Source organism: Mesorhizobium sp. M1329 (genome assembly GCF_040318035.1).
In the GTDB taxonomy this organism is placed as follows: domain Bacteria; phylum Pseudomonadota; class Alphaproteobacteria; order Rhizobiales; family Rhizobiaceae; genus Mesorhizobium.
In genome coordinates this window covers 16,281-38,452 of record NZ_JAMYLN010000006.1, presented here as the reverse complement: position 1 = coordinate 38,452, position 22,172 = coordinate 16,281, and the positions used below count along the sequence as shown (strand labels likewise).

The 22,172-nt window shown below is 64.3% G+C and carries 25 protein-coding genes; 12 read left to right on the top strand and 13 right to left on the bottom strand.

Going from position 1 to position 22,172, the window contains the following annotated elements; translation table 11 throughout:
• Window positions 1–120: 120 nt before the first annotated feature.
• The 6 genes from cysG to NKH21_RS07810 all read left to right on the top strand — a co-directional run bounded on the left by cysG (window position 121) and on the right by NKH21_RS07810 (window position 5,710).
• Entirely contained in the window at window positions 121–1,572 is a 1,452-nt protein-coding gene (cysG, locus tag NKH21_RS07835) for a siroheme synthase CysG (protein WP_352863945.1), read from the top strand.
• A complete protein-coding gene (locus NKH21_RS07830) occupies window positions 1,569–1,874 on the top strand; it encodes a DUF2849 domain-containing protein (RefSeq protein WP_352863943.1) in 306 nt (101 codons plus the stop codon). The genes cysG and NKH21_RS07830 overlap by 4 nt, the downstream gene beginning before the upstream one ends.
• Before the next feature lie 73 nt (window positions 1,875–1,947).
• Entirely contained in the window at window positions 1,948–3,618 is a 1,671-nt protein-coding gene (locus NKH21_RS07825; protein WP_352863941.1) for a nitrite/sulfite reductase, read from the top strand.
• Window positions 3,593–4,357: a phosphoadenylyl-sulfate reductase gene (locus tag NKH21_RS07820; RefSeq protein ID WP_352863939.1), complete on the top strand. Its 765-nt coding sequence runs from the start codon at window positions 3,593–3,595 to the stop codon at window positions 4,355–4,357. Before NKH21_RS07825 ends, NKH21_RS07820 begins: the two co-directional genes overlap by 26 nt.
• Before the next feature lie 59 nt (window positions 4,358–4,416).
• Window positions 4,417–4,953, top strand: coding sequence for a DUF934 domain-containing protein (locus tag NKH21_RS07815; RefSeq protein ID WP_352665650.1), 537 nt, complete (start codon window positions 4,417–4,419; stop codon window positions 4,951–4,953).
• Window positions 4,954–5,089: 136 nt separating this feature from the next.
• Complete coding sequence (locus NKH21_RS07810; protein ID WP_352665649.1) at window positions 5,090–5,710, top strand: DJ-1/PfpI family protein; 621 nt, start codon at window positions 5,090–5,092, stop codon at window positions 5,708–5,710.
• Window positions 5,711–5,753: 43 nt separating this feature from the next.
• On the opposite strand, the gene NKH21_RS07805 is transcribed toward NKH21_RS07810, so the two are convergent.
• Together NKH21_RS07805 and NKH21_RS07800 are read right to left on the bottom strand one after the other, a co-directional pair.
• On the bottom strand, window positions 5,754–6,776 hold the full coding sequence (locus NKH21_RS07805) for a fatty acid desaturase (RefSeq protein ID WP_023675248.1): 1,023 nt from the start codon (window positions 6,774–6,776) through the stop codon (window positions 5,754–5,756).
• Between the two features lie 126 nt (window positions 6,777–6,902).
• Entirely contained in the window at window positions 6,903–7,106 is a 204-nt protein-coding gene (locus NKH21_RS07800) for a hypothetical protein (RefSeq protein ID WP_352863937.1), read from the bottom strand.
• 238 nt (window positions 7,107–7,344) lie between these two features.
• On the opposite strand from NKH21_RS07800, the gene grpE reads away from it, so the two are divergent.
• A complete protein-coding gene (gene grpE, locus NKH21_RS07795; protein ID WP_352863935.1) occupies window positions 7,345–7,980 on the top strand; it encodes a nucleotide exchange factor GrpE in 636 nt (211 codons plus the stop codon).
• A 111-nt stretch (window positions 7,981–8,091) separates the two neighbouring features.
• Here grpE and olsB read toward each other — a convergent pair whose 3' ends face one another.
• The 7 genes from olsB to NKH21_RS07760 form a co-directional block, all read right to left on the bottom strand.
• Window positions 8,092–8,967, bottom strand: coding sequence for a l-ornithine N(alpha)-acyltransferase (gene olsB, locus NKH21_RS07790; RefSeq protein ID WP_292664606.1), 876 nt, complete (start codon window positions 8,965–8,967; stop codon window positions 8,092–8,094).
• Between the two features lie 149 nt (window positions 8,968–9,116).
• On the bottom strand, window positions 9,117–11,405 hold the full coding sequence (locus NKH21_RS07785) for a response regulator (protein ID WP_352863933.1): 2,289 nt from the start codon (window positions 11,403–11,405) through the stop codon (window positions 9,117–9,119).
• 89 nt (window positions 11,406–11,494) lie between these two features.
• Window positions 11,495–12,484, bottom strand: coding sequence for an acrylyl-CoA reductase (NADPH) (gene acuI / locus NKH21_RS07780; protein WP_352863931.1), 990 nt, complete (start codon window positions 12,482–12,484; stop codon window positions 11,495–11,497).
• 51 nt (window positions 12,485–12,535) lie between these two features.
• Entirely contained in the window at window positions 12,536–13,012 is a 477-nt protein-coding gene (lspA, locus tag NKH21_RS07775) for a signal peptidase II (protein ID WP_352863929.1), read from the bottom strand.
• Window positions 13,013–13,038: 26 nt separating this feature from the next.
• Window positions 13,039–13,902 (bottom strand): TrmH family RNA methyltransferase, encoded by an 864-nt coding sequence (locus tag NKH21_RS07770; RefSeq protein ID WP_352863927.1) that lies wholly within the window; start codon window positions 13,900–13,902, stop codon window positions 13,039–13,041.
• Window positions 13,903–14,964 carry an RsmD family RNA methyltransferase gene (locus NKH21_RS07765; protein WP_352863925.1) on the bottom strand — a complete coding sequence of 354 codons (1,062 nt, stop codon included), beginning with the start codon at window positions 14,962–14,964 and terminating at the stop codon, window positions 13,903–13,905.
• A 127-nt stretch (window positions 14,965–15,091) separates the two neighbouring features.
• Window positions 15,092–15,538, bottom strand: a complete 447-nt coding sequence (locus NKH21_RS07760) for a DUF1772 domain-containing protein (protein ID WP_352863923.1) — start codon at window positions 15,536–15,538, stop codon at window positions 15,092–15,094.
• A 106-nt stretch (window positions 15,539–15,644) separates the two neighbouring features.
• Here NKH21_RS07760 and NKH21_RS07755 point away from each other — a divergent pair, with 106 nt between their 5' ends.
• Both NKH21_RS07755 and NKH21_RS07750 read left to right on the top strand, forming a co-directional pair.
• Window positions 15,645–16,328, top strand: a complete 684-nt coding sequence (locus NKH21_RS07755) for a helix-turn-helix transcriptional regulator (RefSeq protein ID WP_352863921.1) — start codon at window positions 15,645–15,647, stop codon at window positions 16,326–16,328.
• An 85-nt stretch (window positions 16,329–16,413) separates the two neighbouring features.
• Window positions 16,414–16,782 carry a VOC family protein gene (locus NKH21_RS07750; protein WP_352863919.1) on the top strand — a complete coding sequence of 123 codons (369 nt, stop codon included), beginning with the start codon at window positions 16,414–16,416 and terminating at the stop codon, window positions 16,780–16,782.
• A gap of 98 nt (window positions 16,783–16,880) precedes the next feature.
• Here NKH21_RS07750 and lhpI read toward each other — a convergent pair whose 3' ends face one another.
• The 4 genes from lhpI to sppA form a co-directional block, all read right to left on the bottom strand.
• Window positions 16,881–17,849, bottom strand: coding sequence for a bifunctional Delta(1)-pyrroline-2-carboxylate/Delta(1)-piperideine-2-carboxylate reductase (gene lhpI / locus NKH21_RS07745; RefSeq protein ID WP_352863917.1), 969 nt, complete (start codon window positions 17,847–17,849; stop codon window positions 16,881–16,883).
• 52 nt (window positions 17,850–17,901) lie between these two features.
• A complete protein-coding gene (locus NKH21_RS07740; RefSeq protein WP_352863915.1) occupies window positions 17,902–18,234 on the bottom strand; it encodes a LapA family protein in 333 nt (110 codons plus the stop codon).
• 47 nt (window positions 18,235–18,281) lie between these two features.
• A complete protein-coding gene (locus tag NKH21_RS07735) occupies window positions 18,282–18,566 on the bottom strand; it encodes an integration host factor subunit beta (RefSeq protein WP_023675261.1) in 285 nt (94 codons plus the stop codon).
• An 81-nt stretch (window positions 18,567–18,647) separates the two neighbouring features.
• Entirely contained in the window at window positions 18,648–19,604 is a 957-nt protein-coding gene (gene sppA, locus NKH21_RS07730; RefSeq protein ID WP_352863913.1) for a signal peptide peptidase SppA, read from the bottom strand.
• Window positions 19,605–19,910: 306 nt separating this feature from the next.
• Here sppA and lptC point away from each other — a divergent pair, with 306 nt between their 5' ends.
• The 3 genes from lptC to lptB are packed head-to-tail and all read left to right on the top strand — an operon-like array spanning window position 19,911 to window position 22,037.
• Window positions 19,911–20,624, top strand: coding sequence for an LPS export ABC transporter periplasmic protein LptC (gene lptC / locus NKH21_RS07725; RefSeq protein ID WP_352863911.1), 714 nt, complete (start codon window positions 19,911–19,913; stop codon window positions 20,622–20,624).
• The gene (locus NKH21_RS07720) at window positions 20,611–21,219 is read left to right on the top strand and encodes an LptA/OstA family protein (RefSeq protein ID WP_292664963.1); all 609 of its coding nucleotides are present in this window, start codon (window positions 20,611–20,613) and stop codon (window positions 21,217–21,219) included. Before lptC ends, NKH21_RS07720 begins: the two co-directional genes overlap by 14 nt.
• On the top strand, window positions 21,219–22,037 hold the full coding sequence (gene lptB / locus NKH21_RS07715) for an LPS export ABC transporter ATP-binding protein (RefSeq protein ID WP_292664962.1): 819 nt from the start codon (window positions 21,219–21,221) through the stop codon (window positions 22,035–22,037). The genes NKH21_RS07720 and lptB overlap by 1 nt, the downstream gene beginning before the upstream one ends.
• Window positions 22,038–22,172: the final 135 nt, after the last annotated feature.

The window sequence follows — 22,172 nt, the reverse complement described above, 5'->3', positions numbered from 1 at the left end:
CTTGGCCTTCATGCTTGCAGAAAAGAGATTGCCTGCTACGAAGCGATGCGCGAGTGGGTGCCTTCTGGTTTTTCGCGCCCGCGCGTAGAACTGACAAACGGTTCCAGGATTCCGCTCGTCATGCCGCAAGCCACGCCCAAGCTCAATGCCTTTCCCGTCTTCATGCGGGTCGAGGGCGAAGCCGTCGCCATCGTCGGCGGCGCAGAGGAAGCGCTGGCCAAGGCGCGGCTGCTCGCGCAGTCGAGCGCTGTGCTGCGCATCGTCAGCGATGCCGCAAGCGCCGATCTGCTGGCCTTTATCGCCGAGACGGGGGCCACCCACATTGCCGACGCCTATGATGCAGCACATCTCAATGGTGCGGTGATGGTGTTTGCCGCCAGCGGCGACGAGGCGCTCGACCGCCGCGTTGCCGGGGATGCGCGCCGGCTGGGCATTCCGGTCAATGCCGTCGACCGGCCGGAGCTCTGCGATTTCTTCACGCCGGCACTGGTCAACCGCGCACCGGTCGCCGTCGCCATCGGCACCGAAGGCGCCGGCCCGGTGCTGGCGCAGATGCTGCGCAGCCGCATAGACCGCATGCTGGCGCCCTCGCTCGGTCCGCTCGCAGCCCTTGCCGCATCGTTGCGCGACGCCGCCGAAAAACTGCTGCCGAAAGGCAATGCCCGCCGCCGCTTCTGGAGCGATTTCTTTGGCGGCGCACCGGCCCGTGCCGTGGAGGCTGGCCGGCTTTCCGAGGCGCATGATGCAGCGGTCGGCCTGTTGCTTTCGAACGAACCGGCATCGGGCCATATCGCGCTTGTAGGCGCCGGTCCCGGCGCCGAGGACCTTTTGACGCTGCGCGCCCATCGCCTGCTGATGGAAGCCGACGTGATCGTCCATGACGCGCTGGTGCCGGAGGCGATCGTCGCCATGGGCCGCCGCGATGCCGAGCGCCTGCCGGTCGGCAAGCGCAAGGGCTGCCATTCCAAGAGCCAGGCCGAGATCAATGCGCTGCTGGTCGAGCTTGGCAATGCCGGCAAGCGCGTCGTGCGGCTGAAGTCCGGCGACCCGCTGGTGTTCGGCCGGGCTGGCGAGGAGATGGCGGCACTTCGCGATGCCGGCGTCGCCTACGAAGTGGTTCCAGGCGTCACCGCGGCGTTTGCCGCCGCCGCCGATTTCGAACTGCCGCTGACGCTGCGCGGCGTGTCGTCGTCGATGGTGTTCACCACCGGCCACGACCTCAAGGGAAATTCGCTGCCAGATTGGGCAAAGCTCGCCATTTCCGGCGCGACAGTCGCCGTCTATATGGGCCGCTCGGTCGCCGCCGAGGTCGCCGGCCGGCTGATCGAAGCCGGCCTGTCGCCGGATACGGCCGTCGCAGTGGTCGAGAACGCCAGCCTTGCCAACCGCCGCCGTTTCCACGGCACGCTCGCCGACCTGCCATCGCTGGAGGCGCGTGCCGATCTCAGCGGCCCGGTGATGACCATCATCGGCGACGCGGTCGCCGGCGCCAATTTCGAACGGTCGGAGCCGCTGGCGGCACACAGGCAGGAAAGCGCGGCCCGTGCTGCCGCGCAAGGAGTGAACCAATGAAAGTCCTGACCGCGAACCGCCTCGCCGACGGCATAGCCGTCTGGTACGCCAATGGCGGCTGGGCCGAGACCATCGACCATGCCGACATCGCCCATGACAAGGCGGCCGAGGACCGGCTGGAGGCGATCGGCGCCAAGGCCTCCGCCAACAACGAAGTGGTCGACGTCAACCTGATCGACGTGACCGTGGCCAACGGCAAGGTCGAGGCGGTCCGGCTGCGTGAAAAGATCCGTGCCGCCGGCCCGACCACCCGCAACGATCTGGGCAAGCAGGCCCGTCCGCAAGCCGCACGCGCGGCATAGATGACACAAGCATGATCCCGATCATGCTCGAACGAAAAAAATAACGGGCGGACGCGCCCGGAAAGACCTGAATATGTACCGTTACGATGAGTTCGACCACGATTTCGTCAAGGCCCGGGTCGCCGAGTTCAGCGACCAGGTCGCGCGGCGGCTTGCCGGCGAGATCACCGAGGACCAGTTCCGGCCGCTTCGGCTGATGAACGGCGTCTATCTGCAGCTGCATGCCTATATGCTGCGCATCGCGGTGCCCTACGGCACGCTGAACAGCAAGCAGCTGCGCATGCTCGGCCATATCGCCCGCAAATACGACAAGGGTTACGGGCATTTCACGACGCGCCAGAACATCCAGTTCAACTGGCCGGCGCTGTCGGACATTCCGGCGATCCTGGCGGATTTGGCAAGCGTCGAGATGCACGCCATCCAGACCAGCGGCAACTGCATTCGCAACGTCACCGCCGACCACTTCGCCGGCGCCGCCGCCGACGAGGTTGCCGATCCGCGCCCCTATGCCGAAATCCTGCGGCAATGGTCGTCGGTGCATCCGGAATTCTCGTTCCTGCCGCGCAAGTTCAAGATCGCCGTGACCGGCGCCGAGCGCGACCGCGCCGCCATCCAGACGCACGACATTGGCCTGCACCTGAGGAAGAACGCCACCGGCGAGCTTGGTTTCGCCGTCTATGTCGGCGGCGGCCAGGGCCGCACGCCGATGGTGGCCAAGAAGATCCGCGACTTCCTGCCCGAAGCGGACCTGTTGTCCTACTGCACGGCGATCCTGCGCGTTTACAACCTCTACGGCCGTCGCGACAACAAGTTCAAGGCGCGCATCAAGATCCTGGTCCATGAGACCGGCGTCGAGGAGATCACCCGCCAGGTCGAGGCCGAATGGCAGGAATTGAAGGACGCCGAGCTGAGGCTGCCGGAAGAAGACATCCGCGCCATCGACGCCTATTTCGCGCCGCCGGCGCTTGTCGACCGGCCGGAAGGCGACGAGGCGGTCAAGCTTGCCCGGCTCGACTCCAAGAGCTTTTCCGAATGGCTGGACCAGAATGTGGTCACCCATCGCCATCCCGACTACGCGGCGGTGACCATCTCGCTTAAGGGCATCGGCGAGACGCCGGGCGATGCCTCCGACAGCCAGATGGAAGCGGTCGCCGACATTGCCGAAAAATATTCATTCGACGAGCTGCGCGTCAGTCACGAGCAGAACCTGATCCTGCCGCATGTGGCGCGGGCCGACCTCAAGGCGGTCTACGACGCGCTTGTCGATATCGGGCTGGCGACGGCCAATTCCAACCTGATCAGCGACATCATCTCCTGCCCCGGCCTCGATTATTGTGCGCTGGCGACGGCGCGCTCGATTCCCGTGGCGCAGGAAATCTCGCGGCGCTTCGCCTCGCTGGAGCGCCAGCGCGAGATCGGCGAATTGAAGCTGAAGATTTCCGGCTGCATCAATGCCTGCGGCCATCACCATGTCGGCCATATCGGCATCCTCGGCGTCGAGAAGAAAGGCGCCGAGCTCTACCAGGTGACGCTCGGCGGCTCGGCCGACGAGAACACCTCGGTCGGCGAGATCATCGGCCGCGGCTTCAGCTCGGAAGAGATCACCGACGCCATCGAGCAGATCGTCGAGACCTATCTCGGGCTTCGGCTGGACAGAAACGAACGATTCATCGACGCCTACCGCCGTGTCGGTCCCGCGCCGTTCAAGGAGGCGCTCTATGCTGGCGAAACCAAGGCCGCTTGACCGTATCGTCGACGTCGAGGCCGGCATCGCCGCCCAAGCGGCAGGTCTCGACGCGCTCTATGGCCATCTGAAGCCGCTGGAGATCATCGAGCGGTCGGCCCGGGAATTCTTTCACGGCGAAATCGCCGCCGTCTCGTCCTTCGGCGCGGATTCGGCGGTGCTGCTGCACATGATCGCCGAGATCGACCGCACGCTGCCGGTGATCTTTCTCGACACCGGCAAGCATTTCGAGGAGACCCTCGGCTATCGTGACGCGCTGGCCGCCGATTTCGGGCTGACCGATATCCGGGTGATCAGGCCCGACGATGCGGCGCTGGCAAGGATCGACCCGACCGGCAATCTGAACGAGACCGATACCGACGCCTGCTGCGACGTGCGCAAGGTCGAGCCGCTGGCGCGTGGCGTCGAGCCGTTCCGCGCCTGGTTCACCGGACGCAAGCGCTTCCAGGCGGCGACCCGGGCATCGCTCCCGGTGTTCGAGGCGGTCGGCTCGCGCATCCGCATCAATCCGCTGGCGCACTGGACGACATCAGACCAGGCCGGCTACATGCGCGCACATGCGCTGCGTGAAAACCCGCTGGTCGCCTATGGCTATCTGTCGATCGGCTGCTTCCCATGCACGCAGCCGGTGCAGCCGGGCGACGACGCGCGCAGCGGCCGCTGGGCCGGGCACGCCAAGACCGAATGCGGCATTCATTTGTCGGGGCTGGAAAGGTCGCTGACCGACGCCTCGCTTTAGGGTCTTTTTTGGGATCCAGGATTTTTGGCATCCAGATTTTGGACTTGGGAAATTTCTTGATGAGTGACTTGATAGCCGAAAACGCCACGCGGCTGTGGACACCGGATGGGTTCCGCGAGGACGAGTGGGTTCATGCCGAAAGCGCCGAGGCGCTGGTCGGCAATGGCCGCGTCATCCTGCCGTTGCAGGCGTTTCTCGGCCTCGATCCGGAGGTGCGGCGGTCGGCGAAGGAACGCATCGGCGTGCTGCTGCAGCCCGGCGACCAGCTCGAAAAGATCGCCGGCCTGCTCGATCAGCTGTCGCTGGTGGCGCTGGCCTTCCCGGCGTTCAATGACGGCCGCTCGTTCTCCAAGGGCGAATTGCTGCGCAGCCGTTACCACTTCGCCGGCGCCATGCGCGCCACCGGGCAGGTGCTGGTCGACCAGCTGCCGCACATGCTGCGCCTCGGCTTCGACGAATTCGAGATCTCGCACCCGGTGCTGCTGAAGCGGCTCGAGCAAGGCCGCACCGGCGGACTGCCGCTGTCCTACCAACCCTCGGTGAAGCCGGAGGCCAAAGGCCCGAAATATTCCTGGCGGCGGGTGCGCGCCGGCTGATCCGCTCCAGGTGTCAGAAGCCCTATCTGGTCGGACCACATTCCCGATTCAGCCTTTTATTTTGCGCCTCTCCGCCTTACGATAGGCCCATTATTTCGCGATCCGAATAAATGTGGCCACAAGGGAGGAACCGGATATGGCTGGCAAGAAGATATTGATGCTCGTTGGCGAGTTCAGCGAGGAATACGAGATTTTCGTCTTTGAACAGGCCATGCACGCGGTGGGCCACACCGTCCATGTCGTCTGTCCCGACAAGAAGGCCGGCGATATCTTGAAGACCTCGCTGCACGACTTCGAAGGCCACCAGACCTATACGGAAAAGCTCGGCCACGACTACATCCTCAACAAGACGTTTTCAGAGGTCAACCCGGCCGAATACGACGCCGTCTATGCGGCGGGCGGGCGCGGGCCGGAATATATCCGCATCGACAAGCGCGTGCAGGCGCTGGTGCGGCATTTCCATGAAACGGGCAAGCCGATCTTCACCATCTGCCACGGCGTGCAGATCCTGATTGCAGTCGACGGCGTGGTGCGCGGCCGCGAGGTTGCGGCGCTGCAATATTGCGAGCCGGAAGTCACGCTGGCCGGCGGCATCTATATCGATGTTGCGCCGACCGGCGCTCATGTCGACGGCAATCTTGTGTCGGCCAAGGGCTGGCCGGGCCTTGCCGCCTTCATGCGCGAATGCCTGAAAGTGCTGGGCACCGAGATCCGCCAGGGCGAAATCCTGATGCGCGACCAACGCCGGGCGGCTTAAGCTCGGAATTTGGAGCCGCCGCACTCTTCGTGCGGCGGTGCGTCTACACGGCCATCCGCGCTTCGCGGAATGATACCAGTTTGCTGCGGCTCTCGTCCCACAGCGCCAGCTTGACGCAGCGCAGGCTGTCGAGGAGCGTGACGCGGCCGATCTCACGCAGCTCCGGATAGTCCCTCAGCACTTCCGGAAGCCGATAGCATGGCACCTTGGCCGAGAGGTGGTGCACATGGTGGACGCCGATATTGCCGGTGATCCAGTTCAGCACCGGCGGCAGGTCGTAATAGGACGAACCGTGCAGGGCAGCGTGCTGGAATTCCCACTCGGAGTCCTTTGTCCACTCCGTCTCCTCGAACTGGTGCTGGACATAAAACAGCCAGATGCCGGCCGATCCGGCGAGGATGACGATCGGCAAATGCACGACCAGGAACGCGCCAGGGCCAACGAACCAGATGAGCAGCGCGGCGATGACCGCGATGGCGAGATTGGTCGACATCGACGACACCCAGGGGGTGAGGCCGCCCCGCATCATGCCCAAGGGCAGTCTCTGCTCGAAAATGAAGATCCATATCGGGCCAAGGCCAAACATCACCAGCGGATGGCGATAGAGGCGATAGGCGAGCCGGCCCCGCCACGACAGTTGCCGGTATTCGGCGACGGTCAGTGTCTTGATGTCGCCGGTGCCGCGCTCGTCGAGATTGCCGGCGCTGGCGTGATGGGTTGCGTGGGCGCGGCGCCAGCAATCGTAAGGCGTCAGCGTCAGCACGCCAAGCACGCGGCCGATCCAGTCGTCGGCATAGCGGTTGGCAAAGAAGGAACCGTGGCCGCAATCGTGCTGGATCATGAAGATCCGCACCAGAAAGCCGGCTGCCGGAAGGATGAGGACCAGACCCCACCAATGGCCATAAGCATAGGCGGCCGAGGACAGTGCCCACAGCGTGGCGAAGGGGATGAGGGTGATGGCGAGTTCGACGGCGCTGCGACGCCTGTCGGGCTTTTTATAGCGCGACAGGATTTTCAACCAGGCGCGCTTGCTGTTTGCCACAGCTTCGGGGGAAATCATGTTCATCATGAAACATAGGCGGAGCGGCGCGCTGCCGCAAGGCGGAGATCACGCAAAGTTACTGCGCGTAAATGTCGCGCGATGGCAAGGAATGCCGGCCACAATCGCCGGGCGCGACGCCGGCAACGGCGCCTACCCCCGGCGCCCGCCTGCGACCACCTTGGCTTCCACGCCGTCCAGGCGGTCGAGCAGTTCCTTCAGACGGTCGGGAATATCGGACTCCGTGCGGAAGGCCGGCAAGGTGCGCAGAAAGCGCTTGGTCGCCTCAGTGCCGAGCTGGCGCCGGATATCGGCAGCGAGCCCGTCGCGTTTTTCGCCATTCCTGCGGGGCATCATCTCAAAATCCTGTGTCGGCTTCGAAACTCTTCCAAGGGAGGAATGGTTCCCGCATTGTAGTGTCTCGGCAAGCAAGGCCGTCGGGTACGGTAAAGTTTGAATTAAAATCGAAAGGTTTGCGCGGCCCGCCATCAGGCCGCGGCAGCGGCTGCAGTAGCGCTTGCCCCTTGATTTTTGGCCGCTAAACCTCGATATCGGGCGCAAATCCACACCATTCGAAAAATGACGGGAAACGGCGATGAGCGACCAGGCAAAAGACGAACGCGCGCCCGATGAAGCCGAGAAGACCGAGACTGCCGCGGAGCCAAGGGAAGGCGGCGTCGACGGCGACTATGAAGCGCTTGTGCGGCTTCTGAAGGAAAACGAAGAGCTGAAGGATCGCGCACTGCGCGTCGCGGCCGACATGGAGAATTTGCGCCGCCGTACCGCCCGCGACGTCCACGATGCGCGCGCCTATGCGGTCGCCAACTTTGCCCGCGACATGCTTTCGGTTTCAGACAATCTGCGCCGTGCTCTGGATGCCATCCCGGAGGAGGCCAAGGCGTCCGGCGATGCCGGGTTCAAAGCGCTGATCGACGGCGTCGAGATCACCGAGCGCGCCATGCTGTCGGCGCTGGAACGCCACGGCGTGAAGAAGCTCGAACCCGAGGGCGAGAAATTCGATCCGAATTTCCACCAGGCGATGTTCGAGGTGCCCAATCCCGACGTGCCGGCCAACACGGTCGTGCAGGTCGTGCAGCCCGGCTATTCGATCGGCGAGCGTGTGCTGCGGCCGGCCATGGTCGGCGTGGCCAAGGGCGGCCCCAAGCATGTGGCAAGCGAAGCGCCAGTGGAGCCGGGGCCGGTCAACGAGCAGGCCGAGAAGGATGCGTAAGTTAGGGGGTAGGGGAATAGGGCAGTACGGGAGTAGGGAATAACGCTACGTCGGGTAAGGTAGAGCAATTGCCTACTCCGGCCGTTGCCTTCTCTCCGCCTACTGCCCTACTCAGGCCGCAAATCGCTGCGCTTCCCCGCCATAATAATTGACATAGCGGGCGCCGATCTCCTTGACCGGCATCACCACGAACACGTCGACCGTCGAGAATTCACGGTCGATGACGCAGCCGTCGCCGATGCGCGCGCCGACGCGCAGATAGCCCTTGACCAGCGGCGGCATCGCGGCGATCGCCGCCTTGGCATTGACGGCCTCGATCGGCATCAGGTCCATGGAACAATAGCGCCCGGCGACGGCACGTACGTCCCACGATGAATTCGTCCGGCAGTGGTGGGCTAGATAGGTCAGCGCCTCGGCATGTGCGGCCGGCACGGTGCCGTGGAACGACGCGCAGCCGGTCATCACGCCGATGCCGTAATGGTTGATATAGGCCCAGATGCCTTGCCACAGCGCCTCGATGGTGCGCTTCGAGCGGTATTCCGGCAGAACGCAGGAGCGGCCGAGCTCGAGGAAGCGCTGGCCGGGATGCCGCGCGATCAGCTTGGTCAGCTCGAATTCGCCTTCGGAATAGAAGCCGCCGGCCGCCGCGGCAATCTCCTGCCGCAGCAGGCGGTAGGTGCCGACGATGCGGCGATGTTCGGGGCCGGAAAGCGAAGTATCGAAGACCAGCAGATGGTCGCAGAGGGGATCGAAGCGATCGGCATCGCGGCGGTCCTGCATCTGGAACAGGTCCTTCCTGGCACCAAGCTCGTCGTAGAACACCCGGTAGCGCACTTCCTGCGCGGCAGCGATCTCGGCCTCGTTGCGGGCGAGCCGCACTTCGAGATTGCCGATGCGGCCGAGCGATGCGCCTTTTATGACGGCATCGGCGTTCCGGCCGACGAGCAAAGGCCCGCTGGCGTTCGGCCGAGCATCACATTCCGGCATGACTGTATGCACGAGTGATTCTCCTTCGAGCCATCCCTCTTGGCACGGGGATACGGTGTAGGTGCAACAGGATTGTGACAGTACCGTGATACGGCTCTGCGGGCAATACTTCGTCGGCTGGGTAATCTATCGACCGTCTAGGTTGTGCCTCAGGCGGCCGCTTGCCCTTCGACCGCATGAACCAGGGCATCGGGGTCAAGCGGCTTGGTGACGAAGCCGCTGGCACCGTGAGCGAGCACGGCGTGGCGGGTCTTTTCCTGGCTGTCGGCCGACAGCACCATGATCGGCACCGGCGGCACCGCGGTCTCCTCCTCATGGCGGCGGATGGCGGCGATGGCGTCCAGGCCGTCCATGACAGGCATATGCAAGTCCATCAGCACCACGTCGTAGCGGTGCTTGTGGCCGGTGCTGATGACCGCCTCGACGGCGGCCTTGCCGTTGCCGACCACTTTCACGCGATGCCCGGCCTTCAGCAGCGTGGCGCGGGCCAGCATGGCGTTGATGTCGTTGTCCTCGGCGATCAGCACCGACAGGCCCTGCTGGCGGCCGCCAATGGCGTGCCCAGCCTGCGCGCCGCGCTTTTGCAATTGCGGCTCGGCGATGACCGGCGCATGGCTGGTCAAAAGCACGCGCAGCAGTGTCTCGCCGCGCACCGGCCTCGCCAGGAAGGTGGCATAACCGTTGGCACGGAACTCGCCAAGCATGCCGCGGTCGGTCGGTGCGATCAGCGTCACTGCCTCGCAATCGGCAAATCCGCTCTGGCGCAGGCGCCTGAGCAGCCTGCCGTCGCTTTGCTCCATGGCAGCATCGATCAGAAGCACGTCGCAGCTCTCGGCGAAAGGGGTGGCCTGGGCGGCGGCGGCGGCCAGATCGACCGAGCCGCCATTGGCGCGAATGGTCCGGGCGAGGGCTTCGGCCTCGACCAGGTTCTTCGACACGATCACCGCATGCCGGCCCGAAAGGGCGTCCTGGCGGATCTGCGACGCCTCGACGGCGGAAATAGCGGGAATCTCGAAGACGAATTCGGACCCCTGGCCAAGCCGGCTAGACACAGAGATGGTGCCGCCCATGGCGGTCACCAGGCGCTTGGAAATGGCAAGACCGAGGCCGGCACCGCCATGCGCACGGGTCGAGGTGCCGTCAGCCTGTTCGAAGTCCTCGAATATGCGCTCCATGTCCTCTTCGCGCAGACCGGGGCCGGTGTCGGTGATGGTGAAGCGGATGCGGTCGGTGGATTCGGTGCGGACGCGGCCGATGCTCGCCAGGACGCCGCCGCTGTCGGTGAACTTGACGGCGTTGCCGATGAGGTTGAGCAGCACCTGCCTGACCCTGCCGGGGTCGGCGGTGATCAGCTGCGGCACGTCGGGTTCGACATGACAACCGAGGCCGATATCCTTGGCAAAAACCCGCGCCGCCAAAAGCTCGACGACATTGTCGGCGATCTCGCGCACCGACATCGGCTGCGGTTCGGGATCGAAGCGGCCGGCCTCGATCTTGGAGTAGTCGAGCAGGTCCTCGATCAGCGCCAGCAGCGCGCTGGCCGAGGTCGAGATGGCGCCGACATAGGTCCGCTGCTCGGGCGAAAGGCTGGTGTCGGCGAGGAGCCGGGCCATGCCCATGATGCCGTTCATCGGCGTGCGGATCTCGTGGCTGACGGTGGCGAGGAAGCGCGATTTGGCCTGGCTCGCATATTCGGCCCGCTCGCGGGCGGTGATCAGCGAGGATTCGGCGCGCTTGCGGGCGGTGATGTCGCGGGCGATGGCGCGATGCGAGACGGCGCCGCTGTCCTTGTCGCGCACCGACAGCTCGATCCAAGAGAACCAGCGTGGGCCGTCCGGCGTGCGAATGGCGACATCGGTGGAACTCAGGCATTCATGGTCGGAAAAGGCGGCGTCGGGAACGATGCCGACATCGATGCCCAGTTCGGCCAGGGTCTTGCCGGCGAGGTCGCGCTGGTCGGTTTCGACAACGTCGGCGAAAACCTTGTTGGCGTAGACGATATGGCCGTCGCGGTCGCGGTGGACGACGAGATCGCCGAGTGCATCGATCAGCCCGCGAAAGCGCTCCTCGCTCTCCTGCATCTCCCACATGCGGTCGGCCAGTGTCTCGATTTCGGCGCGGCTGCGGGCGGTCGTGGCATCGAGCAGGGCCACCGCGCGGCGCTCGGTGCGCCTGTTGCGCAGATGCATGGCGAGCCCGGCGATGGCTGTCGCCAAAAGGCCGATGGTGATGAAGATCGGCGCCCCGGTCAGATGCGACAGGCCTGCCAGCACGACGATGGCGACGAGCGTCAGGAAGGGCAGGCCTTCGCGGTTGGCGGCCGGTAGTTCCGGCGCCAGCGGTGGCGCGGCGACAAGTTGCCGTCCTGGTGCCTCGGGGGCCGTCCCGTCGGCCCGTTCGGCTGGTTCCGCATCTCTGATGCCGGGTTCCGCAATCATACGGAACTCCTGCCAGACAGAGCTTATCGAAGGTTGTGGTTGATCGTTCGAATTTTAGCGGTCGCGCTCTTTTTTGTCCCTTTGGAGGCTCATATGTCCACCACCACGCGGCCGCGGATCTTACCCTCGACGATGTCATGCGCGGCGCCGATGATGCCGTCGAAGCCGATGCTCGTCGACAGGCTGGCAAGCTTTGCGTGATCGAGATCGGCGCCGATGCGGCGCCAGGCCTCGAGGCGGACCGCCTTGGGCGCCATCACCGAATCGATGCCGAGCAGCGAGACGCCGCGCAGGATGAAGGGGGCGACGCTTGCCGGCAGGTCCATGCCGCCGGCGAGGCCGCAAGCGGCGACGGCGCCGCCATAGGAGGTCATCGACAGAACGTTGGCCAGCGTGTGGCTGCCGACCGCATCGACGCCGCCAGCCCAGCGTTCCTTGGCGAGCGCTTTTGCAGGCTGCGCAAGCTCGTCGCGTGAAATCACTTCCGCGGCGCCGAGGTCGATCAGATAGGGGCTTTCGGCAGCGCGGCCGGTCGAGGCGATGACGTGATAGCCGAGGCTGGACAGGATCGAGACCGCGACCGAGCCGACGCCGCCGGCAGCACCCGTCACCACCACAGGGCCGCGATCGGGCACGATGCCGTGGCGCTCCAGCGCGATGACGCAAAGCATGGCGGTGTAGCCGGCGGTGCCGACCGCCATCGCATCATGCGGGCTCATGCCGTCCGGCAGAGGCACCAGCCAGTCGCCCTTGACGCGGGCGCGTCCGGCAAAGGCGCCGAAATGCGTCTCGCCGACGCCCCAGCCGTTCAATATGACCTTGTCACCCTTGCGCCAGTCGGGACTGGAAGACGAGATGACAGTGCCGGCGAAATCGATGCCCGGCACCAGCGGCCAGCGGCGGATTACCGGCGCCTTGCCGGTAATCGCAAGGCCGTCCTTGTAGTTCACCGTCGTCGCCTCGACCGCGACGGTGACGTCGCCCTCCATCAGGTCTGCCTCGGTAAGCTCGGTCACCGCGACTGACTGGTTTTTCTCGGCGTCACGCGAAACGAGGATGGCTTTGAAGGTTTCGGGCATTTGTTCTCCTCAGGCTTGCAGATCGGAATGTGCGGCGCCAGGCGAATGAGGTCAATCGCTCGACGTTCCGCGCCGCCAGCCAATGAGTTCGTCGAAGACGACCAGCACGGCACCAACCGAAATGAAGGCGTCGGCGAGGTTGAAGACGGCGAAGGACCAGACCGGCGTATGGAACAGGACATAGTCGATGACATGGCCATAAGCAGCGCGGTCGATCAGGTTGCCGAGTGCGCCGCCGACGATCAGTGCGAAGCCGATGCGGGCAAGCAGGTGGCCGGGCGGCGTGCGGGCCGCAAGATAGAGCACGAAGGCGACCACCAGAACCGCGACAACCACCAGGCCGGTGTCGCCGAAGGACGAAAACAGCGAGAACGCGATGCCGGTGTTATAGGTGCGGTACAGCGCCAGGAACGGCAGCAGGTCGAGCCGTTCCTGAAAGGCAAGGCCGGTTTCGACTAGGTATTTCAGCCACTGGTCGAGCGCTATCGCGGCGATGACCAGAAGAGCATACGGCCTCCAGGACTTCATAGTTTGCAGTTTCACAGTTTGAGATGTCACGATCCGGCGTCCTCCGGGCCGAGTTTCAGCGCGCCGCGCCGGATCTCGAACAGCATGACGCCGGTGGCCACCGCAAGGTTAAGCGAATCGGCGCGGCCGGCCTGCGGTATCCGCAGCAGCTTGTCGCAGCTTGCGGCAAGCTCGTCAGGCAGGCCTTGCTGCTCGTTGCCCATCATCAAAAGCACCGGGCCTTTTGAAAAATCGACCGAGCGGTAGTCGACCGCACCCTTCAGATGGGTGCCGGCGACAAGGCCGGGGAAGCTCTTTCGCCAGGTGAGAAAAGCCTCGGGCGTCGCCTTGGCGACCGGCACGGCGAAGATCGAGCCCATGGTGGCGCGCACCGTCTCGACTGAAAAGGGATCGGTGGTCTCGCCGACCAGAATGACGCCTCTGGCGCCGACAGCGTCGACCGTGCGGATGACGGTGCCGAGATTGCCGGGGTCGCGCACGCGGTCGAGCGCCACCCAGACGTCGCCGTCACGGGCGCCGATATCTTTCAGCGGCAGCAATTTCTGCGAGAACACGCCGACGACCATTTGCGGATTGTCACGGCGGGTGATGGCGATCAGCACTTTTTCTGAAACTTCAAGTACGGTGCCGCCGGCGGCGACCGTGCGCGCCGCGACCTTTTCGACTGCCGCATTGCCACGTCCGGCCTTGGCGAAGACCAATGTCCTGATCGACCAGCCGAGATCGAGCGCGTCGATGACCAGCTTCAGGCCTTCGGCCATGAACGCATTCTGCTGGTCGCGGAATTTCTTCAGCGCGAGCGCCTTGATGTCCTTGACCAGCGGGTTGGCGAGGCTGGTGACTTCCTTCACCTGCCCTGGCGCGCCCGCGTGCCGTTCGTACGCACTCATTCAAGCCACCCAGCGTGAGAAAAGCGAGGTCGACAGCGCCCGGCCTGCGGATTTCTCGCGGATGATCAATTCGCCCGATTCGACCGTGCCGCCCATGCCGGCGAAGGTGTCGCGCATCAGGGCATGGATGGCGAAAAAAGAGGCGCGGATCGAATAGGCGGTCAGTACCACGGCGAGCGGCTTCGGCGTCAGGATCGCGCGGCAGATATCGGTCAGCGCCGGCAGGTCCTCGAACAGCTGCCAGACCTCGCCCTTCGGTCCGCGGCCATAGGCGGGCGGGTCGAACAGGATGATGTCGTAGCGGCTGCCGCGGCGCTCCTCGCGTTCGGCGAATTTCACGGCATCGTCGACGATCCAGCGGATCGGCTTTTGCGACAGGCCCGCCATCTCCTGGTTTTCGCGCGCCCAGCCGATCGCCTTCTTGGAAGCATCGACATGCGTGACCTCGGCGCCGGCACGCGCCGCCACCAGCGAGGCAAGGCCGGTGTAACCGAACAGGTTCAGCACCTTCACAGGCCGTTTTGCCGCCGCGATCAGCCCGGCCATGTGATCCCAGTGCGAGGCCTGCTCGGGAAAGACGCCGACATGGCGAAACGACGTGAAGCGGCCGAGATAGTCGATGCCGTCGTGCTTCATCGGCCAGGTCTCGCCGAGCGGCGTCTTGGGGAAGCGCCAGCGGCCGATGCCTTCCTCGTCGGTATCGCCGGTGAAAATGGCGTCGGCGCGCTCCCAGTCCCTGGCCGGCAAAGCCTTTTGCCAGATCGCCTGGCCCTCCGGCCGAACGATGCGGTAGGGGCCGTATTGCTCGAGTTTTTCTCCGGCGCCGCTGTCGAGCAGCGCGTAGTCCTGATTGGGGCCGACCTCGAGGATCAGCGGCAGATGTTCGGCAGGCAGCGCGCCATCGCGGCGCGAGAGCAGGCGCGGCGCGGCTTTCGGCTCGGACCGGTCCTGCAGTTTAGCCTCCGAACCGGCGGTCAGGCCGGCGTCGCGCCGCCGCGGCTGCTCCGCCCCGCCCTTCGCGGGCGGGCGGCTGTCGCGGCGTTTGTCGCGAAAAGGTTTCAAGAAGGCGCATCTCCGGAAGGCGGCTCGGCCGCTTCTGCCACAGCACATTGACCGGCGCAACAAAAGGGCTGCCGACGTGCGCAACCGGATCAGCCGCGCCTGATCGACGCCAGGCCGATTGCGAGCGCTATGAAACCAACGGCCTTGAAGCCGGTGACGACCAATGACCGCTTTCCCAGCGGCTCCGGATCGTTTCGAAATTGTCGGGGACCGGTCCAGGCACCCAGGTGGCCAGGACATCGTTTGCCGGCTTGACCAGGGTAAACCACGCCACCAGGGCCATCAGATAAAGCACGGCGGCGGCCAAGACCCACCAGAATGCCGGGCGATCGCTGCGCAGCATCCAGGCAAGGAGGCCCGGACAGACGATCGCCGCCACGTCCAGCGGTGCGCCGAAAATCGCGAAGAATTGGAACTGAGCGTTGAAGACAGTGGTGTCACGCCAGAGCGAAGGCGGCCATCTGGTCAGCCGCGGCACCGATTCCAGCACATGGGCGAAGGAAGGTCCGAGGCTGAGCGCAGCGATGGTGGCGGTCAAAACCGACCAGAACAACAGAAAACCGCGTATATCCATAATGGCCAGACAACGGCGTCAGGGCGCAGACGTTCCCGTTCGCCACCATGTCGCTTGCCGCCGAAAGTGCCGGGGCTCTATCGTGATTGAAACCAGGTCATGATCCATGTCCCGCGCCGAACGCCTGCTCGACCTGATCCAGATCCTGCGCCGGCATCGCCGGCCGGTCAGCGGCCGCAGCCTTGCGGGCGAAATGGGTGTGTCGATCCGCACGCTCTATCGCGATATCGCCACGCTGCAGGGGCAGGGCGCGCCGATCGAGGGCGAGGCGGGGCTGGGTTACGTGCTCAGGCCAGGTTTCATGCTGCCGCCCTTGATGTTCACCGATGAGGAGATCGAGGCCATCGTGCTCGGTTCGCGCTGGGTGGCCAAGCAGCCGGACTGGCGGCTTGCGAACGCCGCCACCGACGCACTAGCCAAGATCGCCGCGGTGCTGCCGGACGATTTGCGCGAAGAACTCGATGCCTCGACGCTGCTGGTCGGGTCGCGCACCGAGGCCACCGAAGGCATCGATCTCGGCGTGGTGCGGCAGGCCATCCGCGAGGAGCGCAAGCTGAGCTTTGTCTATCGCGACGCCGGCGGCGCTGCCTCCGAGCGCACCGTCTGGCCGTTCGCACTCGGCTTCTTCGACAAGGTGCGCGTCGTCGCGGCCTGGTGCGAGATGCGCCAGGATTTCAGGCACTTTCGCGCCGATCGGATATCCGGCCTCAATGCCACCGGGATGCGCTATCCGCGCCGCCGTCAGGTGCTGCTCAAAGAATGGCGGGCGACGCTCGACACGCCAAGCTAAGGCTGCTGCTCAGTTGGACTGCTGCCAGAATCTGGCAGTGGCGTAAGCTATGTTCCTCCAGTCGAAACCATCTGGAGAGCAATTCATGACACCGCCCAATTTCGTCATCCTCTATGTCGACAAGCCTGAGCAAAGCGGCGCCTTCTACAGCGCGCTGCTTGGGCGGCAGCCGGTCGAGACCTCGCCGACCTTCGTGCTGTTCGTGCTCGACAACGGCTTCAAGCTCGGCCTCTGGTCGCGTCATACCGTGGAGCCGGCCGCCGCAGCAGCAGGCGGCGGCGCCGAGATCGTCTTTGCGCTGGACACGCCGGATGCCATCGATGCCACTCACGCCGACTGGGCCGGACGCGGGCTGAAAATTCTCCAGACGCCGACCGACATGGATTTCGGGCGCACGTTTGTCGCGCTCGATCCGGACAACCACCGGCTGCGGGTTTATTGGCAAAGGGAGTAAGGCAGTAGGGGAGTAGGGGAGTAGGCGAGAGCAAAGTAGCACTAGGCGCGGCGCCGCACGATTAGCACGGTTTCCTACTGCCCTACTGCCCTACTGCCCTACTGCCCTACACTTGCCCGATACACGGCAATGCCGGCGGCGAGGTCCTCGAGGGCCGCGCCAACCGACTTGAACAGCGTGATCTCGTCGTCGCTCTGCCGGCCTTCTTTCTGGCCGCGCGTGAGTTCATAAAGGTCGGCGACGATGGCTTCCGGCTTCAGAACGCCGGAGGCCAGCGGCTGGACGATGTCACCGGCTTCCTTGGTGGCGCCGGCACGGGTGTCGACATAGACGCGGGCGCGTGCAATCGCGTCGTCGTCGCTTTCGCGCATCGCCGGCGTGAAGCCGCCGACCAGATCGACATGGGTTCCGGGCTTCAACAGTGCCCCCTTGATCAGTGGCATGGTTGTGATGGTCGCTGACGATACGATATCGGCCTTTCCGAGTTCGGCGTCGAGATCGCCTGCTGCTTCGGCCGCAAAACCCTCGGCACGCAATTTTGCCGCGACCTTTTCGGCATTGGCCGGCGTGCGGTTCCAGATGCGGATGTTCCTGATCGGACGCACCGCCGAATGCGCCTTTGCAAGGAATGGCGACAACGCGCCGGCGCCGACCACCAGCAGCCGCGATGCGTCCTCACGGGCCAGATAGGAGGCGGCCAGCGCCGAGGCGCAGGCAGTGCGCCACTGCGTCAGCCGCTGGCCATCGATCAATGCCTGCGGTTCGCCGGTGGCGCCGTCGAGCAAGAGGTAAAGCCCCATCACCGCCGGCTTGCCGACGGCATTGTTGTTGGGCGACACGGTGACGATCTTGACGCCGATATGGCCATCGGCCGAGGTGCCGGCTGCGTTGAAGTCGGTCCAGGCCGGCATCAAGAGCAGCGTCGAGGCGGCGCCGTCGGGCCGCTCGACCGTGTGATGGTGCCTTACCGGCTGCACGGCGCCATCGCGAAAAGCGGCGCGCAACGTCTCGACCAGCCCGGAAAAGGTCAGCGCGCGGTCGACCTCGGCGGCGGAAATGGTCAGCATGAAAGGCTCCGTGGAAAACTAGGCCGGTTCTGCTTCAGGCCCGAGCCGCGGCTCAGTTCGTCGGCTTCGGCAAGGCCGGGCCCTGCGACGCGGCGGGCGCGCGGCTGACCGCCTGGCGCAGGTTCTCGGCCTCGGCGCCGCGCTGGCGCGCCAGCTTGCGGTAGCGGCCCTGCTTGATCCAGGTCGCCAAGCTGCCGACGATCATGCCGATGGCCAGCGCCAGGAACAGGAAAATGAAGAGCGGCACGGTCAGCGTCAGCGCCGGATTGCCGGGATTGAACGGATCGAGCGTGAAGGCCACCGGTTCGCGGTTGGCGACGGCCAGCGCAATCAGGATGACGGCCAGCGGCACGAAAACCACGATGAGAATGAAGCGATTGAACATGTTTTTCCGTTCGGAAGAAAAGGCAGGAGCGGTGGCTGGCGCCGCGCCTATTTGCCTCCGTTCAGCCTTTCACGCAATTCCTTGCCGGTCTTGAAGAACGGTACCCATTTCTCCTCGACCTCTACAGATTCGCCGGTGCGCGGGTTGCGGCCGGTGCGGGCAGGGCGGTTTTTCACCGAAAACGCGCCGAAGCCGCGCAACTCGACCCGGTTGCCCTCGGCAAGCGCGTCGGTGATTTCATCGAAGATGGCGCTGACAATGTTTTCGACGTCGCGCAGGAAAAGATGCGGATTACGCGTGGCGATGATCTGCACAAGTTCGGATTTGATCATGAAAAGGCTCCCCGTAAAAGCAGTGCCGCCGAAATTATCAGAATGATTTTATTTGGTTTTTCACTCGTCCCAAGCGGTTTCTCAAGGGTGCCAGACGGAAACGAGACCGTCAAGAAACAAGCGGTCCGCTCCAATTTCGTGAAGGACGTCGCCGCCTTGGCCGGGCAGGCCAAGCGCAGCACCGACGGTTTGCGCCATCGCCTTGGAGAACAGGAAACCACCACGTTTTTCCGTGTCCTTCCATTCCACCACTTTGAGCTTGGCATCGACACCCTTGCCTGCAAGCCAGTCGATCGCTTCGGCCTCGCCGCCGACCGCGTCGATCAATTTGTTGGTGACCGCCTGCCGGCCGGTGAAGATCGACCCGTCTGCGAGCGCCAGCGCCTCCGGCTTGGTCATGTTGCGGCGCTCCGCGACGATGCCGACGAACCAGTCGTAGCTGTCGAGGATGAGCTTGCGGACCATGGCGCGCTCATCGTCACTGGTCGGCTTGAAGGGAGAAGGCGAGGCCTTCAAGGGCGAGGATTTCACCTCCTCCAGCTTGACGCCGAGCTTGTCCATGAGGCCGCTGACGTCCGGGTACTGGATCAGCACGCCGATCGAGCCGACGATCGAGGATTTGCGTGCGACAATATGGTCGGCCGCAGTGGCGATCATGTAGCCCGCCGAAGCCGCGAGCGTGCCGACCTCGGCCACCACCGGCTTGTCGGCGGCGAGCTTGCGCACTGCCTCATAGATCGACTCGCCACCGACGGTGGTGCCGCCGGGTGAATCGATCGACAGGATCACAGCCTTGACGCGCGGCGACTGACGGATGGCCTCCAGCCGCTTGATCAGTTCTTCGTCTTCGGTGATGGTACCTTCGATCTTGACCTTGGCGATGTGGTCGACAGCCGCGCCGGTGAAGTCGTCACCATAGATCCACGCCGAGAAGGCGATCAGTCCGGCTGCGGCGACGATAATCGCCGCAACACGCCAGAACGTCAGCTTGCGGCGCAAGCGGCGGCGGTCGATCAGGTCGTCGGCTCTCAATGCCATGGTCAGCCTCGTAGTCGGTGGGAGCAGATGCTTTTAAAGCAACCATTCGCGCCCGGCTACCGTTTCCTAACGACCTTGCGCCAAAGGCCGTTAGGCATTCGCGGCGAGCCTCGACCTGTCACGTTCCACAGGCTCTAACACTGTGCGCCCATATCTGGTATGAGGTACAGGCTGCGCTGGGGCCATTTTCATTGTACAGGGGCGGCTGTCACATTTTTGCGGTTTTCCTCGGCTTGTGCTTGCTTGAGGGCGCCGGCACCCCACCTATAGGGCGGCTTGGCGGGCAGGGGTTTAGAAGAAGCAGTCATGTTAGCGGGACCAATCGAACCGACCAACACCGAGACGGAGTTGGCTCCCAAGGCCGCAGGCCGGGCGCGGGGCGATGCGTTTGACATTGCGCAGCGTCATTCGCGCCGGGTCCGGATCCTCAAGCTGGCCGTGCCGCTGGTCGCTGCCGTGATCGCGGTCGCATTTCCGGTCTATTCCTATCTCATGGCTCCCGCTGCAATCGAGGTGCAGGCCGACGGCGGCGCCTTTGCCGATGGCAAGCTGGTGATGGCCAACCCCAAGCTCAACGGCTTCACCAAACAGAACCTGCCCTATTCGATGACAGCCCTGCGCGCCATACAGGATGTCAGCAAACAGGGCATCATCGATCTGGAAGGCATCAAAGCCAAGCTGCCGATTGCGGCCGACAACACGGCCGCCATCAATGCCACGCACGGCACCTACGATCGCGACGGCAACACGCTCAGCCTGACCAGCGACGTGACCGTGTCGACCACGGATGGTGTGGTGGCAAAATTCAAATCAGTCTATCTCGACATGGGCGAAGGCACTATGAAGACAAGCGAGCCCGTCGATGTCAGCCGCGGCGGGTCGCGGATCAGGGCGGATTCGATGTCGGTCCAGGATAATGGCAAGGTCCTGGTTTTCGAGAGCAAGGTGCGCGTCGACATCGATCCCGCCAGTTTGAAGGCGGCAGAGGCAAAGAGCGGAGAGACCAATGCGGTTCAGTAGTTCGGCACGGCGCCTCGCCGCGATTTCGGCGTTGACGCTCGGGTTGCCCTTGGGGCTGACCTTCGGGACGGCGCCGTCTCTGGCGCAATCCAGTGCCACCAGCCAAATGTCCGGTCTCAGGCTGTCGGGCGACAAGCCGATCCAGATCGAAAGCGACAAGCTCGAGGTGCGCCAGGCGGAAAGCGTCGCCGTCTTCACCGGCAACGTCAACGTCGTCCAGGGTCCAACCGTGCTCAAGGCCGGCAAAATGACGGTCTATTACGTCAGGGATGCAGGCGCCGCCAAAGGCGCCCAGCCCGCGGGTGCCGCGGCAATGACCGGATCCGCCAACATCGACCATCTCGAGGTCGACGATAAGGTCTACATCAAATCGGACAATCAGGTTGCCACCGGCGACCGCGGCACCTTCGACATGAAGACCGAAGTGCTGGTGCTTTCGGGCAGCAAGGTCGTGCTCTCGCAAGGCGACAACGTGCTTGTCGGCTGCAAGCTTACCGTGCAGATGAAGAGCGGCCTTGCCCAGGTCGACGCTTGTGGCGGCCGCGTCATGATGTCGATCACGCCGCCGGCGAAGTCCGGAGCAGCGAAACCCTGATGACCGGCATATCGTCGCTGCTGGCGCGTCTTCCAGGGCGCGCCGCCAGCAAACTTGCGGCACCGGCCAGGGTCACCGTCGAAGCGGCAAAGTTCAAGGGAACTTTGATCGCCAAGGGGCTGACCAAAAGCTACAAGGGCCGCAAGGTCGTCAGCGGCGTGACGCTGGGCGTGCGCGCCGGCGAGGCGGTTGGGCTGCTCGGCCCCAACGGCGCCGGCAAGACGACCTGTTTCTACATGGTGACCGGCCTGGTGCCTGTCGATGAAGGCACCATCGAAATCGACGGTTTCGACGTCACGTCGATGCCGATGTATCGCCGCGCCCGTCTCGGCATCGGCTATCTACCGCAGGAAGCCTCGATTTTTCGCGGCCTGAATGTCGAGCAAAACATCCGGGCCGTGCTCGAAGTGGTCGAAAAGAGCCGCAAGGAGCGTGAGCGCCTGCTCGACGAATTGCTCGAGGAATTCCATATCAGCCATCTGCGCAAGGCTCCGTCGTTGTCGCTCTCCGGCGGTGAGCGGCGACGCCTCGAAATTGCCCGCGCCTTGGCAACGCGCCCCGCCTACATGCTGCTCGACGAACCGTTCGCCGGCATCGACCCGATCGCCGTCGCCGACATCCAGCAGCTCGTGCGCCACTTGACGGCGCGTGGCATCGGCGTGCTGATCACCGACCACAATGTGCGCGAGACACTTGGCCTGATTGACCGCGCCTACATCATCCATGCCGGCCAGGTGCTAACCCATGGCCGAGCCGACGAAGTGGTCGCAAATGCCGATGTGCGGCGGCTTTATCTCGGCGAGGGATTTACGCTCTAAATGCGAAATTCCGGTTCGAGCGGGATTTCCGGCGTAGTCCAGCAGCTTTTTCTTCAATTTTCTGCCTGAAAACGCGCCGGCAGGCGAGTTTTACCGCTCCTCGCCTTGACAAGCAAAAGCCGGGCCAGTTTCTAT